Genomic DNA, 24,086 nt, shown 5'->3' on the forward strand with positions numbered 1-24,086 from the left:
TTATATCTCAATAAGCTGTTGCCAGCCAATCAAAGATTTTCTCAAGTTGTTCAAGGGTCACAAGTCCATATTGCCAAAGTGTCATCGATAGGGGACTTGGATCAGGATACTTATGTTTCTCTTCTGACCGCTTATGTACCCTCTGTGCCGCCTCAATAGAAGCCTGGGAAATTGATAAGTCTTCTGTTAAAAAATTCAGAAATTGTGCATATTTTGTGGGTGTCAATTTTGGTTTCACCTCCTAGATAGTAGACACCACCTGATCTGTCTGTTGACTTCGCAAAGAAATCCAAATCTATGGCTGTTGTATACGTTGATTAAGCAACTAGCGCAAAGCATACCCACCCCTTAGCACCAGGGGTAAAAGCCCACCAGTACCGTAAGCCGGGTTCACTGCTACGAACCTACATCGGTCTCTAATTAAATTCCGCAAGATTTGAAAATCACGGCGGACTTTCATTGGTGAGGTAGCAGGATCTTGATATCTTCCGCTCTACAAACTAACCGAATTAAGCGGCTGATTCTGCTACTGGTTCCGTTGATTGATTAAGTCGGATATTTGCCATATCCCTAACAGAAGTTAGACCCTATCAATCACTAGAATCATTCACCAATAAGCGTGCATATAATGAGTTGACCATCCTTAATTTGTGGATTGAAGCGCAACTCGAGCAGACCTCCGCTCGCTTCTCACACCTAACTATTGTAGAACTGAGGTGTTGACTGAAAAGGCAACAAAACAATCTACTAGGAACGGTATCATATCACATAAATCTGAATTTGGGTAAAAATTTGATGTCGGCTTGGAGATTTCTGTAAACTTTGATGCAATTGCGCCAAATTCTCAGACCTAGGCTAGGACCACGGGAATCAATAACAACCAATTGATGGCTAATTCCTGATATCCTAATCATCGCAGTATCGTGGACCTACCTGAACTATGCCTTCCCCCCAACCTCGGAAACGATTTGCTCAACATTGGCTACGCAGTCCTGCGACCCTGAACCATATCCTAGAAGCTGCGGATCTATCTCTGGGCGATCGCATCTTGGAAATTGGACCGGGAACAGGTATATTAACAGAACGGCTACTCCCCAAGGTCAGCTCAGTGGTAGCTGTGGAAATTGACCGCGATCTTTGTGTTCAACTAGCCAAAAAATTTGGCAAAATCGATAACTTCCTATTGCTACAAGGAGATATCCTCAACTTCGACCTGAATGGATACCTGAGCGGATTTCCCAAATTCCAAAACCCCAATAAGGTAGTGGCGAATATTCCCTATAATATTACCGGACCAATCATCGAAGGGTTACTGGGAACTATTGCTAAACCGGCAGTTAAACCCTTTGATGCGATCGTGCTACTGGTACAGAAAGAAGTAGGCGCGCGCCTCTGTGCTAAACCCAGTTCCAAAGCCTTTGGAGCCTTATCAGTCAGAGTCCAATATTTAGCCGAATGTGACTGGATCTGTCATGTCCCCGCCACAGCCTTTTATCCGCCCCCTAAAGTCGATTCAGCCGTAGTCCGCCTGCGTCCTCGTCCCATAGCATCCCCCGCCCAAAACCCCCAACTTCTTGAGACCCTAGTTAAATTAGGATTTTCTACCCGTCGCAAAATGTTACGCAATAACCTCAAAAGCCAGGTAGAACCGCAAACATTAAACCAACTGCTGGAAACATTAGACATCAACCCCCAAGTCCGCGCAGAAGACCTCAGCCTACAACAATGGGTTCAACTCAGTAATTTGCTATTAGCCCCTCAATAATCAATGGTAAACTTGCCTTGTGTTACCTTACACTACTACTAATGCGTTCTGTCACCTTAATTGCTCCCGCCAAGATTAATTTGTATTTAGAAATTATCGGATCGCGCCCCGATGGTTTCCACGAACTCGCTATGGTCCTGCAAACTATCAGTTTAAGCGATCGCATTACCATTAACCCTATTGGTATAGATGCCATTACCATTCGCTCCAACGACCCTAGCCTCCCCAACGACCATAGTAACCTCGCCTATCGCGCAGCAGCCTTGATGGTTAAACAATTCCCCGATATGATGGCGCGTTATGGCGGTATCGAAATCGAAATTAACAAACGAATACCCGTAGCCGCCGGACTCGCGGGCGGTTCCAGCAATGCGGCGGCGGTGTTGGTCGGTTTAGATTTAATCTGGGATCTCGGTTTAACCCAAGATGAACTACAAACCCTAGGCGCTGAAATTGGTTCTGATGTTCCCTTCTGTATCAGTGGCGGAACAGCCCTAGCTACCGGACGGGGAGAGGTACTATCACCCTTGCTGAATTTAGATAACTTATATGTGGTCCTCGCTAAGTTCCGTAATATCGCTATATCCACCCCTTGGGCTTATCAAACCTACCGCCAGCAGTTCAGCAGTTCATACATTTCTGAAGCCGATGATCTGAAAAGTCGTCAGCAACGGGTGCATTCAGGACCTATGGTAGCAGCTATTATGAAACGTGATGGGGCTAAAATTGGTCAGTTGTTGCACAATGATTTAGAGAAAGTCGCTTTACCTGAATATCCCCAAGTCGCAGACCTGCGAGATGCCTTTATCGCCCAAGGAGTTTTGGGCGCGATGATGTCTGGTTCCGGTCCGACCGTATTCGCTTTAGTGGAGAGTCAGGCGGAAGCTGACCGGGTTTCCGATGCTGTCCAAAATCAAATCGCTAATCAGAATTTATTATTGTGGACTACTAAATTTGTCTCCACAGGTATTCATTTGGCTGAATCTTAAACTTGCCTATTTTTTGAGAGTGCATCAATTATGTCTGATCTGCCTGAAAAATCATCAATTTCTACTTCTGATTCCGGCGACCAGTCTCGCCGTGATTTATCGCCGGATTTATCATCAGTCAACCCCTTTCAGGTGCTGATGGGAGGATTGTTTTCTGGGGGTTTTGCGATCGCCATGTATTCCTTAACTGCAGCGATCGCTCACACTTTTGCCAACCAAAACATCTATTCCGATAATCGAACCGCCCTGCAAATTTCCATAGCCATTCGCACCTTAGTAATTGGGGGTGCTGCCTTAGTTACCGGAATATTTACCATCGCCTCTTTGGGTTTATTAGCCTTAACCGTCCAAGTCTTATTTGTCCGATTAACCCAAAAAAATTCCGCCTCTGAAAAATAGCGAACAGTGGAGACAGTCAACCCCTGGTCTCCACCGATTTCGCCTTACTTAATTATACCTTACACAAAGGCAGCACGACCCGCGAACTTAGCAGCCTTTCCTAAGTCTCGCTCAATGCGTAGCAGTTGGTTAAATTTAGCCGTCCGTTCACCGCGACAACCCGAACCAGTTTTGATTTTACCTGTGCAAGTTGCCACCACCAAATCCGAGATAGTAGTATCTTCCGTTTCTCCTGAACGGTGGGACACAAAGCACTTGTAATTATGTTTTTTCGCCAACTCAATTGTATCTAAAGTTTCCGTTAAAGTCCCAATTTGGTTAACCTTAATCAGAATTGAATTAGCAATTCCGGCTTGAATACCCTCTGCCAAAATAGCCGGGTTAGTACAGAATAAATCATCCCCCACCAGTTCCACCTTATCACCAATGGAATTAGTTAGCACTTTCCAACCATCCCAATCATTTTCTCCCATACCATCTTCTATGGAAATAATCGGGTATTGATTAGCCCAACTTTTCCACAATTCCGCCATTTCTTCAGGAGTCTTAGTAGATTGATCTGATTTGAAAAACAGATATTTACCATCTTTCCACAATTCCGAAGTGGCTGGGTCGAGACAGATGGAAATATCCTCACCTGGCTTATATCCCGCCGCCGTAATCGCCTCTAAAATACACTCAACCGCCTCATCATTAGATTTTAAGTTAGGCGCAAATCCACCCTCGTCGCCAATTCCAGTGCTTAATCCTTTCTTTTTCAACAGCGATTTAAGACTATGGAAAGTTTCCACACCCATACGGATAGATTCCGCAAAATTGGGGGCATTATGGGGAGCAATCATAAACTCCTGGAAATCAACAGTATTGTCGGCGTGAACCCCACCGTTAATTACATTCATGCAAGGAACGGGCAATACACAAGCGTTGCTGCCCCCTAAATACCTATATAGGGGAATTCCTAAGTAATTAGCAGCCGCGCGCGCTACGGCTAAGGAAACCGCTAAAATTGCATTAGCCCCCATTTGGGATTTGTTGGGTGTGCCGTCCAGTTCAATCATGGTTAAATCAATTAACCGCTGTTGGGTGACATCCATACCAACTAAAGCCGGGGCTATACGATTATTGACATTTTCAACGGCTTTTAGAACCCCTTTGCCGCCATAGCGTTTCGGGTCGCCGTCTCGTAATTCTGCTGCTTCTTTTTCTCCCGTTGAAGCGCCAGAGGGAACTAAGGCACTCCCACGGGTTCCGTCCTCTAAAATTACTTCGGCTTCCACGGTGGGGTTCCCACGAGAATCAAGAATCTCGCCAGCAATAATTTCGTCAATGTACATTAATTTCTCCTTAATTGATTAAGATGGTTTGATGGTTAATGAGGTAGTTTAACCGGATTGGTTAGTGGTTTGCCTTCCTCAAATTCACTAATATTCGCCATGGTGGTTTCGGCAATGGCAGTTAGGGCATTTTGGGTAAAAAATGCCTGATGACCTGTAATCACAACATTCTGGAAAGATTGGAGTAGCTGAAATGTATCATCTTGGATAATTTCATCGGACCAATCTTCAAAGAAAAGTGTTTCCTCTTGTTCATACACATCAATTCCCAAGTAGCCAATTATCCCGGATTTTATCCCTTCAATGACAGAAACTGTATCAACCAGAGGTCCGCGACTGGTGTTGATTAACATGACCCCTCGCTTCATTTGAGCGATCGCATTTTGGTTAATAATGTGATGGGTTTCTGGTAATAAGGGACAGTGCAGAGAGATAATATCTGACTGTGAAAACAGTTCCGGCAAATCTACATATCGGGCATCTCCTAACTTGATAAAATCATCGTTAGGGTAGGCATCATAACCCAAAAGATGACAGCCAAAACCGTGCATAATCTGAGCGAAAATCATCCCGATTTTGCCAGTGCCAATCACGCCAACGGTAGTACCATGTAGGTCAAAACCTAGTAAACCATTCAGGGTAAAGTTATCTTCCCGGACTCGGTTATAGGCTTTGTGCAGTTTCCGGTTTAATGTAAGGATTAAACCCACAGTATGTTCAGCTACTGAATATGGTGAATAAGCTGGAACCCTAACTACAGAAATACCTACTTCTTCTGCTGTTTTCAGGTCAACATTATTAAATCCAGCACAGCGCAGGGCTATTAATTTAGTGCCATTGGCTGCTAAGGTTTTTAGGGTGGTGGCATCTACTTCATCATTCACAAAAACGCAAACAACCGGAAAACCAGCGGCTAAGGAGGCGGTTTTCGCCCTTAACCTGGTTTCAAAGTAAACTAACTCATGGGGACTTCCTCCTTGGGCATTAGCCGCATCAAAGAATTTAGTATCGTAGGGCTGGCTACCAAAAACAGCAACTTTCATAGTCAAGTTATAAACCTCTTCAACAATTGTCCCTACTAGCTTACCAGGCGATCGCCCTAACTTGGTTGCTTACTTGACCGTATTATATGGGATAGGTCAAGGTATTGAACTTAAAAAAAGATTAAGAAAATCTCTATTGAGCAGAAATTTTGTAGGCAAATCTTGATAGTATTATTGATGATTTGGGAGTCCGATCTTATTTCGGACAGTAATTAATACTAAAGCCGCCAAGATACAACCTATAGCATAATAAAGAAAGTCCCACCAATCAAAGGTAGTTCCTAATAGGAGTTTCCCGATAATATGCGATCGCATCATAGCTAAAATTGGCGGATTCCACAATTGCAGAAATTCCAAAATTGAGGTAACAATAAATACCCCCACCGCTACGGATATGGGGGAAAGATGCGGCCAGATTAATACCACTAACCACACCCAAAACATCTCATAAAATATCGAGGATACGGAATCGTTAATCCACCCATCAAATGGCCCGCTATAAAATTTACTAAACCAGCCAATGGGAATCACAATTATTAAACACATCAAGATTATTAAGCGATAGCGTTTCATGATTATTTAACTTCTAAATTTTCGGTTTCCACAGTAAAAGCAGAGTTGCTGCCATCCTCAATAGATAAAGATTGAATCTGGGATGCAATTACCTCTATTTGTACCTCGCTAAGATTGACAGTAGCATCAAGTTCATCAATAATATCCTGAGCATTTTCGGTCATATATCTAATCTGTTCCAGGATTTCTTCTTTATAGGCTTCTAGGTTTTGGCAACAGGCTTTAACCTGTTGTGCTTGTCGGAAAAACCAGACTAAAATTGTGATTGATATGGTACTAGGAATTAACACGGCTATCAATATCCATGTATTCAAAAAAGGATTTAACCGTTTCCTGGTATGGTTAACTTCTTTCTGAATTAAAAAGCGTTGACTCGCGGAGTTACGGTTAATAAAAGAGGGATTTTGCGCCCAGATATCTGTCGGGTTTAATTCCTGAATTTCTGACGGTATAGCTGCGGATGATACCCCCGAACAACCCATCAATAACAGCCATCCTGCCACCATATAGAGATAGGTTTTAGTCAAATTTATCATATTTAGTCAATCTCCCAATACCTAACTTTAATTATTTAGTTTTCAGCAATTGTTGAAATCTTTGTTCCTGACAAATGCCGGCAAAATCAGGTTCTTGTTGAGCAAACTTTTGCACGGCATCTGGGTTAATCCGCAGGGCGCGTTTAAGGTTTTCGATCGCCAATTCTCGATTCCCCGTGAGGGCATAGCAACGAGCCTTATTGTACCAGATTTTATAAAAATTAGGACGAATTTTAGCAGCCTGATTATAAGAAGCGATCGCCTCGTCATACTGTTCCAAATTCATCAAGGCTTGACCGCGATTATTCCAAGCATCTAAATAATCAGGTTTTAAAGCGAGCGCCCGGTCATAGGAAAAAATCGCGGCTTGATAATAATTAAGTTTCCCTAAAGCCACCCCACGATTACTCCAAGCATCAGGATAATCTGTGCGAATTTGGATGGCTTTTTCATAGGAAGCGATCGCCTCTTGATAGCGCTTGAGTTTGGTTAACACCACCCCTCGATTATTCCAAACTTCCGCCAAATTAGGCTCAAGTTTTAACGCCTGATTATAAGCATCTACTGCCGATTCTAATTGATTTGACAAAAATAACTTTTCTGCCTGTTTAGCCAGCTCATGAGCCTCAGCTATGATGCGATCACGACTAGGGGTTTCCGGTTCTTTTTCCTTATCCTCAGAAGTCTCAGCCGTCTCAGGAGTCTGAGAATTAGAATCATCAGATATCCCAGCGGAATTATTAGCGATCGCGTTTTGGGTAGTCTCCGAGACTGGCGAGACTAGGGAATCATCAGTCTCCGACTCAGGGACTTGAATCATAGTTTGCACCTTGAGACTCTCGATAGCTTCATCAGCCTTAGTAGTATTTTGTTCCAATTGATAGAGAGTATTTCTCGCCTCATTAATACTCTGTTCAATTTGACCAATAGCATCAGCTTTCAGGCTCTCAATTTCTTGCTGAACAATAAATACTTGATCCGTCAACTTAGACAGCAAAAACCAGACTCCCACCCCCGCGATAGTTGGGAGCAAAAATAGGAACACTAGCACTAAATTCAATAAAGCCAGAGTGCGGCGAAAAGAACTATCTACCTCAGTTTGAACACGATCGCGCAATTCCCAGTCCGACTCAGTTACCGCCTGAGCTACAATGTGGGAACTCGACCTAGACCCGTCCCACTGTAGAGGTTCCACAAAAATTGTAGTCGTACCCAAAGATAGTAGAATAGGAATCACAGCTAAACTAGCTTGTTGTTGTGGGATACGATGCTTGATAGTTCCCCCCGGTAGGGAGAAAATGGGAACTTGTCGAGAACTCCGCGTCATAAGTTACTAAGCCAATGCTGGTTAAAATGCTGAAATCTTATCATGTGTTGTGTCGGGGTTCAGGAGACTGGCCAGATGTCTGATTGGATCGAAATTGGTAAAATTGTAGCTGCTCAGGGTTTAGATGGCGAGATGCGGGTATATCCAAATTCTGACTTCCCGGAAAGATTTATCGAACCCGGAACCCGCTGGCTACAAAAACCCGGACAAAATGAACCATCACCCGTAGAACTTCTGGGGGGGAGGTTTATTCCTGGAAAAGGACTCTATGCTATTGAAATGGTAGGGGTGGAAACCCGCGAACAAGCGGAAGCCTTGCGGGATAGTCGCCTATTCATTCAATATGGCGCGCGCCCCCATTTAGACGATAATGAGTTTTATGTATTAGACCTGATTGGCTTAGAAGTCTTTAATCAAGACACCCAAGACATGATCGGTACAGTTATTGATGTCATCCCCGCCGGAAATGACTTGTTAGAGGTCCAGTTAAATTTTACCCCCACCGAGGAAGACCTCGCCACCGATACAGAACGACAAGCTAAACTAGAGAAAATTCCCCAAAATAAACGTCGCAAGCGCCATTTCCAAACCAAAGCAAAGCAACCCAAAACCGTATTAATTCCCTTTGTTAAGGATATCGTCCCCGTTGTGGATTTAGAGAATCGCCGTTTGGAAATCACCCCTCCCCAAGGCTTAATCGAATCGCAAACATAGCCCCCCTCGAATATTATCAGGTAATACTAGAGACCAAGTAGGCCTTGGCTCCAGGGCTGTGCTCAATTCATTAATTATCAATTGTTCGTTTCCGACGCTTCCCTTTATTGTCAATATAGCGCTGTACTTCTTCCCGAGATGTCACCCAAGCATCAATAGTATTATCCCAGGTAAATTCTATGTAATGTCGCTTCCTAATAGTCTGCACTCGCTGAAACGAAACATTAAGAATGCGGGCTACATCAGCCTGTCGTAGACTATTACTAGGCTGTGATAAATTAGCCTTAACAGTTTTGACATCTTTGAGAGAATCCAAAGAACTTAACTTATGTTGCATCAAATTAATCGAGATGGCGGAAGGCTGAGAATGTCCATTTTCCCAGCGGTTAATAGTTTGTGCAGATACACCCAGAAATTCCGCCAGTTCAGCTTGGGACAACTCTAAATCTCCCCGGAGTTGACGAAGCAGTTGGGGGATATCCTGTAAATTTTTTTCGGAGAACGATATCGGTTTCATCATCATAGCAGGTGTGGGATGGAGCAATTTTGTAATAGTCAGGCTGACAGCTAACTAATTGGCAGCCCCTATATTCAGGTTAAGATAAATTCCCAGAAACACCAACAGTAATTTCTCGGACATTTCTTGAATTGTGAACACCAATCACTGCTAAAATGTCCGTAAAAATACGGAGATTTTGATTGGCAAAAGCGATCGCATTAATGAAAACACCCCTCAATGCCCCATCTGACAACGCCCCCAGGCCTGTGAAAATTACCATCATTCCCGAAAATGGCGATTAATATTGGGCATTTTCGAGTAATACTTCAACCTTGCTTTAAAATGAGTTCTGGACTTGCAGACTGAGTATATTGAAAAAATTATGCCTGTTCTTCGCTATTTGATGGCTGTGGGAGTGAGTGGAGCAATTGTGTTGTTCAATGTTGGGCAGGGAGAAGCAGTGCCTTCGCCTGTTGAGTCCCAGGATAGCTTATCTGACCATCCTCTAACTCAAGAATCAACTCTCAAGCAAAAACCAACCAAATTTGTAGCCTCACCAACTGCTCAAACCCCCATTACTGACCATGAACCTAACGACACTAGCCTTGTAGCTGGTCAAATTGACCCACAGACTCCAGAATTGTCTTCCCATGACACCATTGGAGAAACCTTGAGTAACGACGGGTTCATGGAAACCCCCCCCAACCTGCTGGGAAAATATGAGGCTAAGTCTCCTAACCATGATGGGTTAGCCTTAGAATCAGTAGACTTGCCGGGAAAATATCAGGCTAAGTCTCCTAACCATGATGCGATCGCCCCCTCAACTGATGTAAACTCCGCCACAGAGGTATCTTCCGAAAGCCCCTCACAAGAAGTGGCTATCAGTAACAATTCTCATGGTCAATCTGCGATCGCAAATAATCTGACAGCACCAGTACAACTGTCCCAAGTAGATACACCAGAAATTCAAATCCCTGACTTGACACCCCCTACCGAGCCATACCCCCAAAGGTATCCAGATGGAACCTTACGCACTGAACCACCTTCAATAGTTTTACCCAGCACTAACCCCCTGCATTTTCCCAGTCAACCTGGGGAAGTAGAAATCGAAGAAACCGTTCCGATTACCCTAGAACAAGCATTTGATTTGGTGCGGCGCAACAGCCCAGAAATCCAAGTTCTACAACTCCAGGTTGAGCAAAATCTCGCGGGGTTGCGAGTTGCTCAAGCAGAACTGTTCCCTTCCCTATCATTCACCTCCAGCTTGACCCGTTCCGAAACAGCAGGAGCCACCATATCCACCCGCGCCCAAAATCGTCGGATTCGCAATCAACGCCGTCAAGCCGCCGCTAGAGGTGAAGTTGACACAACCTCCTTTCAGATCCCCTTTGGATCTACCAGCTTTGATAACTCCCTGCAAATTCAATATGATTTTGGTTTAAGTGGAGCCAGAGGATCGCGAATTAGAGAAGCCGAACAGCAACTGCGAGCCGCAGAGTTAGAACTCGAACGGGTGATTGAAGAAAGTTATCTTAGCGTCGCCCAAACCTACTATAACCTACAAGCCTCCGATGCGGAAGTCGAAATTCAGCGCGCCGCTGTTCGCAATGCTCAAAAAAGTTTGGAGGATGCAGAAGCCCTCGAACGCGCTGGGGTGGGTACTCGGTTTGAGGTTTTACAGGCTCGTGTTACCCTCGCCAGCACCCAGCAGGATTTGACTAGCGCTATTAGCACCCAAAGAACATCTCGGCGCAATCTCGCTAGCCTATTAAATGTCAGTCAAAATGTCAATTTAGTCGCAGCAGACCCGATATCCTTGGCGGGAACTTGGGAATTTACCCTCAATGAAACTATCATCCTCGCCTATAGGAATCGCCCCGAGTTGGAAACACAGTTAGTTAACCGTAATCTAGCTGCAGAAAGACGCAGACAGGCTTTATCTGCAACTCGACCTAATTTAACTGGTTCCGCTAGTTATAACGTTCTTGGACAGCTTTCTGATGACGCTAATCGCTTTGCGGCTCAGGGTTGGGCTGATGGTTATAATGTTCAACTACAGCTACGTTGGAATTTCTTTGATGGGGGTGCGGCTAGGTCTAGGGCTAGACAACAGGAACTTGGTATAGCGATCGCTGAAGAACGCTTTTCCCAAACCCGCAACCAGATCCGCCGAGAAATTGAAGAGGCCTTCTTTAACCTACAAGCTAGTTTTGAGAACATTGGAGTTGCTAACTTAGGCGTTGAGGAGGCTACAGAAGCTCTCCGATTGGCTAGACTCCGTTTCCAAGCTGGTGTCGGTACTCAAACTGATGTCATTAACCAAGAAACTAGCCTCACTCGCGCCCAAAACCAGTTACTCAGAGCAATTATTGGTTATAACCGCGCTCTGGCTCAATTGAGGCGATTTGTTAGCAATCTCCCCGATAATATCCTTCAAGATCAACCTTAACTGCAATTCACTTGTCCAAGGATGTCGGTTTCCCCAAAAACGGATTATTTGGTAGACACTTTGGGAAACTTCCTTTCCTCAAAGCCTTGTCTGATAACAACAAAATCTCTGTCAACCTAACCTTCCTAGATTCAAAAATTCATCATGGCTAACATCAATTTTGTCAACGAAAACCGCGAAGTTATTGCCGCTGATGGCGCAAATCTCCGACTCAAAGCGATGGAAAATCAGATTGATTTGTATACCTTAAAGGGAAAACTCCTCAACTGTGGCGGCTACGGTCAATGTGGTACTTGTATTGTGGAAGTGGTTGAGGGTATGGAAAATCTCTCCCCTAAAACTCCGGTGGAAGAACGAATGCTCAAGAAAAAACCTGATACCTACCGCTTGGCTTGTCAAACTACTGTTAATGGCCCGGTAAGTGTTAGAACTAAACCTAAATAGATCCGTTTAAACTTACCGGGACTCTGTTCCCATTTGGGCGATCGCTATTTGATTTCGTTTGATCTTAATGTTTTCTTAATGGCGATCGCTACTCTGTACTACTAAAACCGAACAGGGGGCGCGATGAACCACAAAGTTGCTCACACTTCCCAGCAACGCCTCAATTACCCCCTCGTATCCCCTGCGTCCTACCACGATTAGATCCGCATTCCAGTCTTTGGCTATTTGACAAATGCACCGCCCCGCATCCCCCATTTTCCAATTCCAGTCAGCAGTGATATTCTGGTCCGTAGCACGACGAGTACAACTTGTTAGCCAACTGCGGATCTGGTCCAGTTCACTCTCTAGCCGATCCTGCATAATTCGCGAGTAACGAGCAATATTAGTCGCATGAAGATCGCTAAAACCATAGGGGTCCGGTTCGCTCACCTCCAGGCGGTGAAAAATCATTAGTTCCGCTGAGTTGTTTTGCGCTAGTTCCATCGCCTGCTCTAAAACCAGTTCGCTATGATTCGATCTATCTAGCGCTACTAAAATCCTATGATATGCCATGATTCAACTCCCTTTGATATTGATACCCTACTTCTCAAGGGCTATCGCTCAAGGGTTCTGGCTCATTGTTTCCCTCTTTCGTCTTCCTGAAGCAATTTAACAGGAATCTCACACCCGACTCCGTTACTCATCATCTATAAGATTTCTGAAACTAAGTCTTGGGGAAAACACTAGACGGGTACACCCTATAACAACCCTACAGAGGCAGGAAAAATAACCGATTTTCAATTCAATTAGGGGTCGAGATAGACCTACCCCTCCAATTTAAAAGGTGTGCGTGAAAGTTTCCCTTCACACGGCTCCTAGTTTGATTGCTCCTCTGTTAAGGACACAGCATCAGCCTCATCTAGGGCTGTTTTGTCATCGCGGGTGTGGCGGTGTAATAGCTGAAGGTTCTTGTACTCATCTTTACCACCCTGGCTTCGAGGTACAATGTGGTCTACCTCAACTAAATCTGATGGGGTGAAGTATTGCCCACACCAGGCACACTTACCTTTTTGCTTTTTGAGTAGTTTGGCTACTCTTGTCGGTGTATCGATTGCTTGTCCTTTTCTGGTTGCCCAGTAAGTCCAATTTCCGTCGTATGGCGTCGCGTCCGGGCGAACTAGCGTGTGTCTGACCAATGGAGTCCAATCATGTTGCCATAATGTGAGTCCATCTCTGGTTTGAAATAACCAAGTTTCCTGTCTTTCTTTTCCATTGCTAAGTTTAATTTTTCCACGTTTGAAGTAGTTTCCTAACTTATCGTGGTTTGCCTTTCCGCATCTTGAAGCTGTCCATGCCCTTAACATTTGCCAGACTATGTGGTCTAGTTTACTGAAGGTTTCGGTTGAAACTGCCCCTGAGTAGTAATTTGACCATCCCCGTATTATCGGGTTAAGTCTACTTATCAAGGTTGACTGGGGTGCTATTTTATGTTTTTTTATTACACCCTTAATCACTTCTGTGTGGGCTTTAACTGCTTTTCTGCTGGGTTTTATGCAGGTTTTATGTCCGATGAGTCGGCTTGCCATTCCACCTGTTTTTCCAGATTTGTATTTTCCAACTGGGTATTGTCTGATATTAAATCCTAAGAAATCGAATCCTGGCTCTTCAGTTTTACCCTCGTATTGTATGGGGTTTAGTGTATGACACACTCTTTTCTTTTCAGGTTTGATTTCTAGTCCTACAGGTTTTAACCATTTGGAAATTGCAGTTTTGCACTGTTCAATGATATCGAGTGAAGGTGATATTACTACGAAATCATCGGCGTATCTTATTGTGGTTGCTTGTATTACTCCCTTTTTCTTGGGATACATTGTTTCAATTAACCTAGCCATCCCATCCAGTGCAATGTTGGCTAGGAGTGGGCTAATCACCCCTCCTTGTGGTGTCCCTGCTTCTGTATCCTTGAATACACCGTTGTCTAGCACTCCCGCTTTTAACCATTGTTTCAGGTTGCGTTTGATTATGCTGGGACAATGAATTTTGGACAGTAAGTAATCATGGTTCACGGTAAGAGCATTTTGTTAGGGGTCGAGAATGGAGTCACCACCATCCCCTCCCATTCAGAACCATACGTGAAAGTTTCCCAGCACACGGCTCCTGATGTAGATACCCCTTTTGTCACTGGGAACAGGGTTACAACCCCCTGCTTTATGACCTCAACTTTCAAAGCTATATGCTTGCGTTAGTCTTTAAACTCGCTTTCGCCATTAAACTCTTACTTATCGCGGTCTCTATATCCACACCGTGATTAGTGGGCATATCCTAACCATTACAGTTAGGCATTAGCTTTCCATCACATCCTTTCCCCTTAAAGGCATACGCTTACACTTTTTCACTACTCCACGGGTACATCCCGCCACTTGAGAGCCAATGAGGGGTTTAAACGTTCCATCTATGCGGGCATTCCATCTTTAGATTTGTCCTATCCACCGGGGTACTTTTAAAGGTCTGTGTAGGTAGTTATAGCAGCCTCCTACTTTTTTTCCCTCGCCCTTTTGAGCGCAGCGTATCAACCTATTTCGCTACTGACGCATTACAATGGTTCAAGCCGGACATTCGGTTTCCCTAATCATGGATGGTTGGCAGTGGTCGAGTGAGAGGTAGGTTCCTCTATTACGCCTTCCGTTCCCCGCTTCAACCCTAGGAGTGTGAATCCTCAAATTGGGGGTGGCTACCGCCGTTACTCTCAACCTTACGTTATACTCAAGGGGTTCACAACTTCCCTCTTTTTTTTCGCTCAGTCTTGACCTTGAGTCTCTCTGCCTTATCTGGTTGTCGAAGCCAGATGTTGAGACACATAGATAGTTATGGGATGGTCAGGGGTGCGAATCCCTTATATTCCACCAAGGGGTGGAAGTACCACTAGGAGGTTATTTCAGGCATTGCAGCCCTATTTCATTCCTAAACGTCTCGCACGCTATCACCCCATCTACTCCAGCCGTCTTTTTGCCTTGACCCGCTTGAGGGGCGGGTTTATTAGGCTGACTGTTGGGAAGCATGGCTGACCGTGGAACCCGCCCCTACAGCCGCACTGCTAAGAGCCGGGCATAATATGATTTCACCAGTAGACGTTGCAACTTTCTAACCTTTGCATCTTGTCCCGATTTAGCTGCTTGGTATATCCTCTTTTGGAGCTTAAAGACGTACCGCTGAACTTTAGCCCAGTTGATACCTCTCCAAACAAACGCACATCTTAGTAAGATTCGGTTTCCCGAATCCTTTACCGTCTGATACATTTACGCGACATTTTTCCGGTTGTTCCCGGACAATGCGACGATAGCACTATTACCCGTTAAGGTAACAGAGGCGGTATCCCGCAAAGCTTTTAGAAAGATTCCAAAAGCACCGTTCCAGTCCCGTGGTAGAGTGAACCCGCACTCAGGACATCGGAACACTTTTGAGCCACCTAGCTGGGAATGGACATGACCACAGTGAGTACAGGTTTTGCTGGTGTATTCTTCGGTCACATCTACAACTGTTCAGTTATTTCCGCGCTTGATGTCTCAGGGTTAGTTTGAATCGATAATGCGCCCATGTCAGCATGGCTCGGGCAGTCTTAGACCTGATTAGACGCTTCACCTTGGCAACCATATTGGAAGTCTCGAAGGTGGGCCCAAAAATCCGGCTGTGTTATGGGATGGTCAGGGATGCGACCCAATCAACCAAGGGGTTGAAGTCCTCACCGGGTAGTCCCCACGCCCATTTCAGCTCTATTTCATACCCGAAGGTCTCGCAGGTAGGGGTCGAGAGGGAAGTCGCCTTCCCCCACTCCTATTCAAAACCGTGCTTGATACTTTCGCATCACACGGCTCCTGATGTAGATACCCCTTGGCAACGGGAACAGGGTTACCAACCCCTGCTTTTGTACTTCAACTTTTGGAGCTAAATACAACATCGTAGTGTTTAAACTCGCTTTCGCCGTTAAACTCCTGTTGATTGCAGTAACTATATCTACACCGTGACTAGTGGGCATATCCTAACCATTACAATTAGGCATTGGCTTTCAGTCACATCCCTTCCCCTTAAAGGCATACGATTACACTTTCACTACTCAACAAGATGTACCTGCCGAGAGCCTAAAAAAAAAAGGGGTTTAAACGTTCCGTTTATATGGGCATTCCATCTTTAGACTTGTCCTTTCCACCGGGGTACTTAAAAAGGTCTGTGTAGGTGTTGTATGGAAAACCCTACTTTTCCCCTTGCTCTTTTGAGCGCAGCGTGGCAACCTATTACGCTACTCAATAATGACGATGGTTCAAGCCAGACATTCGGTTTCCCTAATCATGGATGGTTGGCAGTGGTCTCGATTCTGGTGTTAGGTTACACCTCGGAGCCTTCCGTTCCCCGCTTCAGTCCTAGGATTGTGAGTCCCAAAACTGGGGGTGGCTATCGCTTTTACCCTTAGCACCTTTATCATAACTTTCTCATTATGTTAAGAATTATTACGATTTGTTACAATGTGCCTTGACCCTGGGTTCCCTGCCTTGATTTGGTATCGTATGATACAAATCGTCGGGACATATAAACAGTTATAGGGATGTTCAGGAGTGCGCTCCTTATATTCAACCGAGGGGTTTAAGTCCCTACCGGGCGGTTATTTCAGGTATCTCAACCCTATTTCATGCCCGAACGTTTCGCACCTTTCGTATCCATGATAACATTTTTTTCTTCCTAAACGTTGTACTTATCAAAAAAAACGAACAGTTGACCACCAGCTATTAACTCTTGCATAAAATCCGGTAATTTCCGGCAGGAGCCGGAAATTACTCCTCACAGAGTCTGCAAGATGCAGGTCTAGGATTAGACCTACGTTAAGGGGGTGATGACACCCACAGGTGAACGCCAGCCTGTTGCTCTGTCGTCTATCTTTAAGGAATGAGATGAGTGGATTGGCAATCTCGAGTGAGCTAGACGTAAAAAGCCCCTTTAACATGACCGAGGCAAACATTACCCCATATGGGAGATGGCTTAAATGCCAAATTACCAAAATTACGTTTTTGTGGTTGACACACTGGGGCAACCGTTAAGTCCCACTCATCCGGCTAGAGCCAGAAAGCCTTTGAAGCAGGGTTTAGCCGCAGTCTTTAGGACTTATCCATTTACAATTATCCTCAAGAAAACCGTTGAGAACCCGGGCAATGAACCATTACGGGTCAAGTTAGACCCAGGGGCATCAGTGACGGGTATTGCCTTAGTCAGTCAGAAGACAGGTGCAGTTATCTGGGGGGCTGAATTGGCTCATAGAGGAGATAGAATCCGAGCCAAGTTAGCTGCACGTCGCCTGGTTCGCCGCCACCGTCGTTGCCGAAAAACTCGTTACCGTCAAGCCAGATTCAATAACAGAAAGCGCCCAGATGGATGGTTGGCTCCCAGCCTCAAACATCGAGTTGAAACCACCTTGACCTGGGTAAATCGACTGATTTCCTCATGTCCGATAACGGACATATCAATGGAGTTGGTACGGTTTGACACCCAAAAGCTGCTCAACCCGGAAATATCTGGAGTTGAATACCAGCAAGGGGTGTTGTTTGGATACGAGTTGAGAGAATATCTCTTGACGAAATGGCAACACCAGTGTGCCTACTGTGGTGCCAAAAATATCCCTTTAGAAATCGAACACATTCAGCCAAAAAGCAAGGGTGGTTCCGACCGAGTTAGCAATCTGGCTATTGCTTGCCATAAATGCCATCAGAAAAAAGGTTCTCAGTCGGCCCGTGAGTTTCTGGATACCAAACCCGAAATCTTGAAGCTGTTGCTAGTTCAGGCCAAGGCCCCCCTGAAAAATGCGGCGGCCGTCAACTCTACCCGATGGGCATTGTTTAACGGCCTGAAGCTAACTGGATTACCCATTGAAATTGGCACTGGAGGTTTAACAAAATATAATCGGACGGTTCAAGGATTACCGAAAACCCATTGGCTAGATGCGGCTTGTGTTGGGAAAAGCACCCCGACCCGGTTGAAAATTAAAACTCACCAGCCACTACTAATTACTTGTTTTGGGCGCGGTGGTCGTCAAAAAGCGGCTCCTAACAAGAGGCTTCCGATTCGCCATAACCCATTAAAACCAATTAAGGGATGGCTTACCGGGGATATAGCCAAGCATAAGACATAAGGAATCGGTAGAATCACCCCGTCGAGTCGTGGCAGTTTTGTTTTAACCAAACCTGACCAAACTCAGTTTTCAGTGAAGCCAATAGATTTGAAACCTGTTTTTAGGAGAGATGGCTATTTGTATAAATTTTCCTGAGTTTTCCGGTAATTACCAGGTTATAGATATACTGATTTTATGGTGGGGGTTTTACCAATCCTGATTAGGCGATCGCTCTGGAAACTGCTTAGGAAGCCGTAGGCGGGGAAATCGATAGAAGGTATTACCATCTTGATCAAACTCAGGAATAGCAGCAAATACCCCGGCTTGTCGGTCTAAATATTCTTGAGCGACATCAGCACTAACCCGCGCCAAAGCGGCTAATTGAATTAAAGAAATTTCGCCATCTTGGGATTCAATTAATTGATAAAAAGCATTATCAAGCTGGCGTTGTTCTTCCCGTTTAGAATTGATATTAAACAGGAATAATCCCACGAGAACACCCAAAGCAGCCACAGATACTAATTCTAAAATAGCCATAATAGCTGGCACAAATGATGAGAGAGTACAATCATCGATAATAGTGGGTAGTGGCAATTTATTAATTGCCACTTTCAAGGCTTGGTTAAGCGGACTTCTTAGGTTGAACCAAATTTTCTAACCCTTGAATGACCTTAGCAGATGCGATCGCATCACCCTGTGTCAAATTCCGCAAAACTTCCTTACCTTCGGTCACATATCCAAACACAGAATAGCGACCATCAAGCAAATTAAGTCCCGCCGGAGTCAGTTCTGGTTCAAACAAGAAGAAGAAAAACTGAGAAGAGCCGCCGTCCGGGTCACTTTCAGGACGAGCCATAGCGACAGTTCCATAAGCAGAAAAGGGCAAAACTGGCTGATCACGATAACGACCCGCCGCCTCTAGGGTAATCCCATAAGTAGGCTCATCGTCCCCACGCACCAAAATTTCCAGAGGAACAGCCCTATATTCGCCTGTGTCGGGGTCAATAAATCCCTCCTCTGGACCGGGTGGATCTCCGACTTGCAAAACATAGGACTCTTCGGAGCGGATAAACTCCAACCCATCATAAAACCCACGTTGCACCAAATCCACAAAATTACCGGCCGTTACCGGAGCGCTATAACCATCGACGACGAGGGTAATATCGCCTTCAGAGGTAGTCATCTTGACGGTAGCACGGCCTTTGAGTTGGGGGATATTGGCATATTCTGCGGGGACCTCAAAAGGAAATTCTCCAACCATCATTTCCTGAAGCTGAGTCACCTGAGACAACATAGAGGCGCGGGTTTCTAGGAGTGTTTCACCATCTTTAACATCCAAAGCCGATCGCATTCGCTCAATTTCGGCTCTGAGTTCCTCAATAATAGCCTTAGCTTCAGCTTGGCGCGCGTCGGGGATACTAGCCAAAATATCCCCTTCATTGATAGATAGAATCCTAGCAGCAGTGGTAATATCTCCCTTAATAGGACTCCAGCGTTTACCCCTAATGCGATCAGCAATCTCTTCAAGGCTACCCTGAAATTTGCGAATCGGCTCATTGTCAATAGGGAGAGCATAGCGCAGGAGAGCCTTACCATCAGTAATAGCATTACCAGCAGGTAAGACACTTTCCCGTTTTGGCGTACTATTGCCGCCATCCCACCAAGCGGCGCTCAGACCGACGGAAAGAACACACAGCAATAGGGCAATCAGGCCAGTTTTCAGCCAGCGTTTACAGGTATTCATTATGGACTTGGACAAATTCAGCATAAATTATTATTTTTTTCCCTAACCCATCTTGCCATATTCCGGCGCAGTTCAGAGAAACTATAGCAGCCAACAGATAACAAACTCAATCTGGTGGTTTATATAACTCTCCCAAATCGGAGTCAAAATAGATAATAGAGTTTTGGTTAATCTATAAGCCTATGAATAGTCGGGCAAGATTGAGTTTAAACCTGGTGCAACTAGAGACATGGGTTGAAGCTGCTAAGTCTCGCAGCGATGAAGGCAGTTTACCGACCTATATTCCTCAGTTAGCCATAGCCTGTCCCAAGGCATTCGCAGTTCAAGTTTTAGATTCCCAGGGGAACTGTTATTTATTAGGCAATGGTGATCTGAGATTTTCCCTGATGAGTGTGGTTAAGCCATTTCTGTTGTTGTATATGTTGGTAGAGTTGGGGGGCGATCGCATATTTGCACAGGTGGGAATGGAACCTTCTGATTACCCGTTCAATTCTCTGGAACAATTGCAGGCTGATGGTGGCTGGCCCCGTAATCCTATGATTAATAGTGGTGCGATCGCTTTATCGGCGTTGCTTCCTGGCCCTGATGGACAAACACGATGCCAAGTATTATGTGATTGGTTAAATCATTGGGGCGGCTGTTGTCTGCAATTGGATCACGATACGCTCAATTCTGTGCGTTCGGCCCCCAATTCTCGTAATGATGCCATCACTACGGAATTATATCACCGGGGGACTATTTCTGATGCGATCACTGCTATTGATGCTTACAATCATATTTGTTGTTTGTCTGCCACAGTGGAAGATCTGGCTAAATTGGGGATGTTATTATTGCAGCCTCCTCAACCGACTTGGATAGAACCCTGTAGACAGGTGAAAGCATTGATGATGACCTGTGGGTTATATGAAGCCTCTAGTCGATTTGCGGTCCGGGTGGGAGTCCCTACTAAGTCGGGAGTCAGTGGGGTGGTTTTATCGGTGATTCCCGGTTGGGGGGCGATCGCTTGTTATAGTCCTCCTCTTGATGATACCGGAAATTCAGTAGCCGGTTTATTTTTAATTGAAGAAATAGTGCGATCGCTTAATCTGAGTATTTTTAATTGAATCCTTAATCAGGTACGCAGTTCATCACTTCCTAGGTCTTTGATGAGCAAGCGATCGCGTACAATTCCATAATTGACTATCTGGTGCGTCAGGTTCATTCATTCCCATAACACTTATTATACAAGGGTCTGACGCTACCAGTTCATCAATCCTTAATATAATACGCGGTTCATCACTTCCTGGGTTGGTGATTATGAAGCGATCGCGTACCCACCATCTCGCTAATTTTGCCATTCTCCCTGAATAGTAAAACCCGCCCAATAATAGGGAGAATGCCATTGAGAGTTTTGCCAGATTTCAATTTGTGCTTGACGAAGTGCGGCGGCGGGGGAGAGACCATTGTCGAGCATATAACGATAGAATAACACCATTAATTCTGCTGTAGCTTGGTCATCTACACTCCATAAACTCACCACCACACGCGCCGCGCCAGCATACATAAATCCCCTCGTAAGTCCCACCAAACCTTCTCCCCTAACCTGTTGCCCTAAACCCGTTTCGCAGGCACTTAAAACCACCAAATCAGCGGGTAAATTTAGGTTAAAAATATCATGTAGTCTCACAAAACCATTGACAGGCTGACCGTCAGGATTAACCAAGGAAAGCACCAAGCCAGACAGTTCAGGATTTTGGCTGTTGAGTATCCCATGAGTAGCATAATGAATAATTCTATACTGACTCATTTTATCACTGATAGCCACCTCGCGGGTAGCCGCAAAACCATATTCTTTGCTAAAAGATTCTGCGGGAAATAAAGATACAATTTGTTCGGCTTCCGTCTGTGTAAAAGGTAGGCGGTCAAATAAGATGCCGGACTCTCGCGCCGATTGCTCTAAATCAGGAGGCAAAGAAGTTGAAGTAATCTCATTATTATTATGCAATCTTTCATCATTAGTGCCAAACACCGGATCTGCCAAAATTGCTAAGTATCTTTCTGCTGGTTGCCGGCCAAAAAGTTCATTTCTCAGAACCGCTAAAGCGGAAGCAGATGGGAGAGTTACGACTTCTCTGGTAATAATTAATGGTCGATATTCTTCATCACTGGATTGATAAGCGAGGGCGACAAAAGGAACAAAGTTTAAGACTCCATAAGGTACTATTAAAACCCGACTTTTATCAGTATAATTAGATAAGGGTTCGAGGAGAATTTGACCCAAGTTTTTACCAGCATTTTCTGCTAAAGTTCGTCTAATTCTGAGATTGCCAAAAATGAAACTATCCCTAAACCTCTTGGTTTCGGCTTCTAAAACTTCTCGACCTGGGAGTTCATAACTACTAATATAGTTGTGAGTAACTATCCAGAGAAAACTCCGTTTTTCTCCAACAAAATAAGCCAACAATACACTGTCTTTGTCGATAACGCTTTCTTGAATTTCGGCTAAATTTAAGGGTTCTGGTTGAGTTAGGGCGGCATAGCGGGGACTGGTAGCGCGAATTTGACCTAAAATACTGCGGTATTTAATTAGTAGCTGTTCTAATTCATTATCAATGGCGGTTTTTTGAGAGTCTGTATGTTGTTGACTGAGTAGTTGAATGCGACGTTCTTCTGCAGCGGCTAATTGTTGCTGAATTTGTTGTTTTTCAGCTAGTATTTGCGGGTCAATACCTCCTTGAACTTCTCCGGAAATTTCGGCTAGTAAATCTAAAAGCGATCGCGCTTTTGCTCGTTCACTAACTGCTAAGGCTAAACCATCATATCCTTGTCCCGGATTTTGTTGATGGAAGTCCATTAACAAGTCAATATAAAACTCATAATATTCTTGTTTGGATGCAAAAAATGAGGTTCTTAAATCTTGGCTAACTACATTAGTCCGCAAGTCTTCTATAATCTCAATAGCGGCTTGAATAGCCATTAAAGAATCATCTTGATTACCTAATTCCCTCTGGGCGATCGCTATTCGATATAAAGATAGGGCTTCCCGAGAGCGATCGCCAATTTCTTGGCGTATAACTAAAGCCTGCTGATAAAATTCTAAAGCCCGGTCAAACTCTCCCAGTGCAGCAGAAACCACACCGATATTATTTAAAGTGCTTCCCAGTCCGCTACGGTTGCCAATTTCCTCCCATAAAGGTAAGGCTTGCTGATAAGACTGTTGTGCAGCATTCCAGTTTTCCAACCTAGTATAGGTAAAGCCAATATTATTAAGAGTAGTAGCCTCTCCGCGAAGATCGCCAATTTCCTGATATCGTCCTAAAGCCTGTTGAAAACTTTGTAAAGCCGGCTGGAAATCATCCTGAGACTCATGATATAACCCTATATTATTGAGGGTACTAGCTTCCCCATGGGCATGATTTAACTCTTGCCACAAACTAAGCGATCGCTTATAATAATCTAAACTCAGTTCAAAATTTCCCAAAGCATCATAAAGCAAACCCAAATTATTCAGACTACTAGCCAATCCTACCCTATTATTAGCCCGCTCGTGTAATTCTAAGGCTTGGGTGTAAACTTCCAGGGCTTCTTGAAACTTCCCTAAAGGTTCATATACCGCCCCCAAATTATTTAAAGCGTAGGCTTTCCCCCGGAGATCTCCCCCTTGAGTATAAAAAATAATCGCCTGTTGATAGACTTCAACTGCTTTTTGATAATCCCCTAACTCATAATGAATTTTGCCAATTTGGTTGAGGCTATAGGCAGCATCCAAAATGCGATCGCTACTCTGATAATAACTCAAAGCCTCCTGATAAGCCTCTAAACTGGCTCGCAAGTCCCCCAAGGTCTTATAAACTAATCCCAAACCCAGGAAAGTCTCAGCCGCCTGAGACCCTAAACCCAGTTGTTGATACAATATTAGGGCTTGGTTAAGCTCAACCAGGGCTTGTTGTAGAGATTCTGGAGATCCCTCTTGTACTAATTTTACCCCCGCAGCAAAAGCGGTATCAGCCTCTGTCAGACGTGGATCTGGGGTAGTAACCTCCTCACCTATGGCAACTAAAATCGGAGTAAATCCGACTAAAGCTAAGGAGACCACAGCAACTAAGGGGATAACCCGGCGGGTAAATTGCGTAAACTGAAGCGACAGCATAGATTTAATTA

20 protein-coding genes and 4 pseudogenes are annotated in these 24,086 nt (G+C 44.6%); 8 read left to right on the top strand and 16 right to left on the bottom strand.

Translation table 11 applies throughout. The annotated features are described in order from the left end of the window. Positions 1–7: 7 nt before the first annotated feature. Entirely contained in the window at positions 8–226 is a 219-nt protein-coding gene (locus tag XZ46_RS04950) for a DUF2949 domain-containing protein (protein WP_048894936.1), read from the bottom strand. A 714-nt stretch (positions 227–940) separates the two neighbouring features. On the opposite strand from XZ46_RS04950, the gene rsmA reads away from it, so the two are divergent. Genes rsmA through XZ46_RS04965 form a run of 3 tightly spaced genes read left to right on the top strand, consistent with a single transcriptional unit; the run spans position 941 to position 3,153 of the window. Beyond that, on the top strand, positions 941–1,765 hold the full coding sequence (gene rsmA, locus XZ46_RS04955; RefSeq protein ID WP_006621242.1) for a 16S rRNA (adenine(1518)-N(6)/adenine(1519)-N(6))-dimethyltransferase RsmA: 825 nt from the start codon (positions 941–943) through the stop codon (positions 1,763–1,765). A 41-nt stretch (positions 1,766–1,806) separates the two neighbouring features. After that, positions 1,807–2,754 (top strand): 4-(cytidine 5'-diphospho)-2-C-methyl-D-erythritol kinase, encoded by a 948-nt coding sequence (gene ispE / locus XZ46_RS04960; RefSeq protein WP_006621241.1) that lies wholly within the window; start codon positions 1,807–1,809, stop codon positions 2,752–2,754. A 30-nt stretch (positions 2,755–2,784) separates the two neighbouring features. Then, on the top strand, positions 2,785–3,153 hold the full coding sequence (locus tag XZ46_RS04965; protein WP_006621240.1) for a DUF3082 domain-containing protein: 369 nt from the start codon (positions 2,785–2,787) through the stop codon (positions 3,151–3,153). 59 nt (positions 3,154–3,212) lie between these two features. Here XZ46_RS04965 and eno read toward each other — a convergent pair whose 3' ends face one another. From eno to XZ46_RS04990, 5 genes are all read right to left on the bottom strand, one after another. Continuing rightward, on the bottom strand, positions 3,213–4,487 hold the full coding sequence (gene eno / locus XZ46_RS04970) for a phosphopyruvate hydratase (protein WP_006621239.1): 1,275 nt from the start codon (positions 4,485–4,487) through the stop codon (positions 3,213–3,215). Positions 4,488–4,522: 35 nt separating this feature from the next. After that, positions 4,523–5,530, bottom strand: a complete 1,008-nt coding sequence (locus XZ46_RS04975; RefSeq protein WP_006621238.1) for a 2-hydroxyacid dehydrogenase — start codon at positions 5,528–5,530, stop codon at positions 4,523–4,525. Positions 5,531–5,701: 171 nt separating this feature from the next. Next, complete coding sequence (locus tag XZ46_RS04980; RefSeq protein WP_006621237.1) at positions 5,702–6,103, bottom strand: ribosomal maturation YjgA family protein; 402 nt, start codon at positions 6,101–6,103, stop codon at positions 5,702–5,704. A 2-nt stretch (positions 6,104–6,105) separates the two neighbouring features. After that, a complete protein-coding gene (locus XZ46_RS04985; RefSeq protein ID WP_006621236.1) occupies positions 6,106–6,639 on the bottom strand; it encodes a hypothetical protein in 534 nt (177 codons plus the stop codon). Positions 6,640–6,670: 31 nt separating this feature from the next. Continuing rightward, a complete protein-coding gene (locus tag XZ46_RS04990) occupies positions 6,671–7,966 on the bottom strand; it encodes a tetratricopeptide repeat protein (protein ID WP_006621235.1) in 1,296 nt (431 codons plus the stop codon). A 75-nt stretch (positions 7,967–8,041) separates the two neighbouring features. Here XZ46_RS04990 and rimM point away from each other — a divergent pair, with 75 nt between their 5' ends. After that, on the top strand, positions 8,042–8,680 hold the full coding sequence (gene rimM, locus XZ46_RS04995) for a ribosome maturation factor RimM (RefSeq protein WP_006621234.1): 639 nt from the start codon (positions 8,042–8,044) through the stop codon (positions 8,678–8,680). A 70-nt stretch (positions 8,681–8,750) separates the two neighbouring features. Here the strand turns inward: rimM and XZ46_RS05000 are convergent, their stop codons facing one another. Together XZ46_RS05000 and XZ46_RS05005 are read right to left on the bottom strand one after the other, a co-directional pair. After that, the gene (locus XZ46_RS05000) at positions 8,751–9,203 is read right to left on the bottom strand and encodes a helix-turn-helix domain-containing protein (protein WP_006621233.1); all 453 of its coding nucleotides are present in this window, start codon (positions 9,201–9,203) and stop codon (positions 8,751–8,753) included. Positions 9,204–9,276: 73 nt separating this feature from the next. After that, positions 9,277–9,417, bottom strand: coding sequence for a hypothetical protein (locus XZ46_RS05005; RefSeq protein ID WP_228116488.1), 141 nt, complete (start codon positions 9,415–9,417; stop codon positions 9,277–9,279). Positions 9,418–9,561: 144 nt separating this feature from the next. Here XZ46_RS05005 and XZ46_RS05010 point away from each other — a divergent pair, with 144 nt between their 5' ends. Beyond that, entirely contained in the window at positions 9,562–11,628 is a 2,067-nt protein-coding gene (locus XZ46_RS05010; protein ID WP_006621231.1) for a TolC family protein, read from the top strand. Positions 11,629–11,772: 144 nt separating this feature from the next. Beyond that, positions 11,773–12,072, top strand: coding sequence for a 2Fe-2S iron-sulfur cluster-binding protein (locus XZ46_RS05015; protein WP_006620154.1), 300 nt, complete (start codon positions 11,773–11,775; stop codon positions 12,070–12,072). Between the two features lie 75 nt (positions 12,073–12,147). On the opposite strand, the gene XZ46_RS05020 is transcribed toward XZ46_RS05015, so the two are convergent. The 5 genes and pseudogenes from XZ46_RS05020 to XZ46_RS28240 form a co-directional block, all read right to left on the bottom strand. Further along, entirely contained in the window at positions 12,148–12,624 is a 477-nt protein-coding gene (locus XZ46_RS05020; protein WP_006621229.1) for a universal stress protein, read from the bottom strand. Between the two features lie 302 nt (positions 12,625–12,926). Then, positions 12,927–14,117, bottom strand: a pseudogene (locus tag XZ46_RS05025) (group II intron reverse transcriptase); the annotation flags it as partial. A 915-nt stretch (positions 14,118–15,032) separates the two neighbouring features. Continuing rightward, positions 15,033–15,110 (bottom strand): annotated as a pseudogene (locus XZ46_RS28235) (HNH endonuclease); the annotation flags it as partial. Positions 15,111–15,131: 21 nt separating this feature from the next. Beyond that, positions 15,132–15,347, bottom strand: a complete 216-nt coding sequence (locus XZ46_RS05030; RefSeq protein WP_071776838.1) for a reverse transcriptase N-terminal domain-containing protein — start codon at positions 15,345–15,347, stop codon at positions 15,132–15,134. Next, a pseudogene (locus XZ46_RS28240) lies at positions 15,348–15,741 on the bottom strand (zinc ribbon domain-containing protein); the annotation flags it as partial. It lies immediately after the preceding gene. A 1,342-nt stretch (positions 15,742–17,083) separates the two neighbouring features. Here XZ46_RS28240 and iscB point away from each other — a divergent pair. Next, a pseudogene (iscB, locus tag XZ46_RS05040) lies at positions 17,084–18,358 on the top strand (RNA-guided endonuclease IscB). Positions 18,359–18,409: 51 nt separating this feature from the next. On the opposite strand, the gene XZ46_RS05045 reads toward iscB, so the two are convergent. Beyond that, positions 18,410–18,817: a hypothetical protein gene (locus XZ46_RS05045; RefSeq protein ID WP_008057493.1), complete on the bottom strand. Its 408-nt coding sequence runs from the start codon at positions 18,815–18,817 to the stop codon at positions 18,410–18,412. Positions 18,818–18,824: 7 nt separating this feature from the next. Next, positions 18,825–19,970: a peptidylprolyl isomerase gene (locus XZ46_RS05050; protein ID WP_008057492.1), complete on the bottom strand. Its 1,146-nt coding sequence runs from the start codon at positions 19,968–19,970 to the stop codon at positions 18,825–18,827. A gap of 191 nt (positions 19,971–20,161) precedes the next feature. Here XZ46_RS05050 and XZ46_RS05055 point away from each other — a divergent pair, with 191 nt between their 5' ends. Further along, positions 20,162–21,049 carry a glutaminase gene (locus XZ46_RS05055; protein WP_228116489.1) on the top strand — a complete coding sequence of 296 codons (888 nt, stop codon included), beginning with the start codon at positions 20,162–20,164 and terminating at the stop codon, positions 21,047–21,049. Positions 21,050–21,270: 221 nt separating this feature from the next. Here the strand turns inward: XZ46_RS05055 and XZ46_RS05060 are convergent, their stop codons facing one another. Continuing rightward, positions 21,271–24,075, bottom strand: coding sequence for a CHAT domain-containing tetratricopeptide repeat protein (locus XZ46_RS05060; protein ID WP_008057491.1), 2,805 nt, complete (start codon positions 24,073–24,075; stop codon positions 21,271–21,273). Positions 24,076–24,086 lie beyond the last annotated feature (11 nt).

This window comes from Limnospira indica PCC 8005 (assembly GCF_000973065.1).
Lineage (GTDB): Bacteria > Cyanobacteriota > Cyanobacteriia > Cyanobacteriales > Microcoleaceae > Limnospira > Limnospira fusiformis.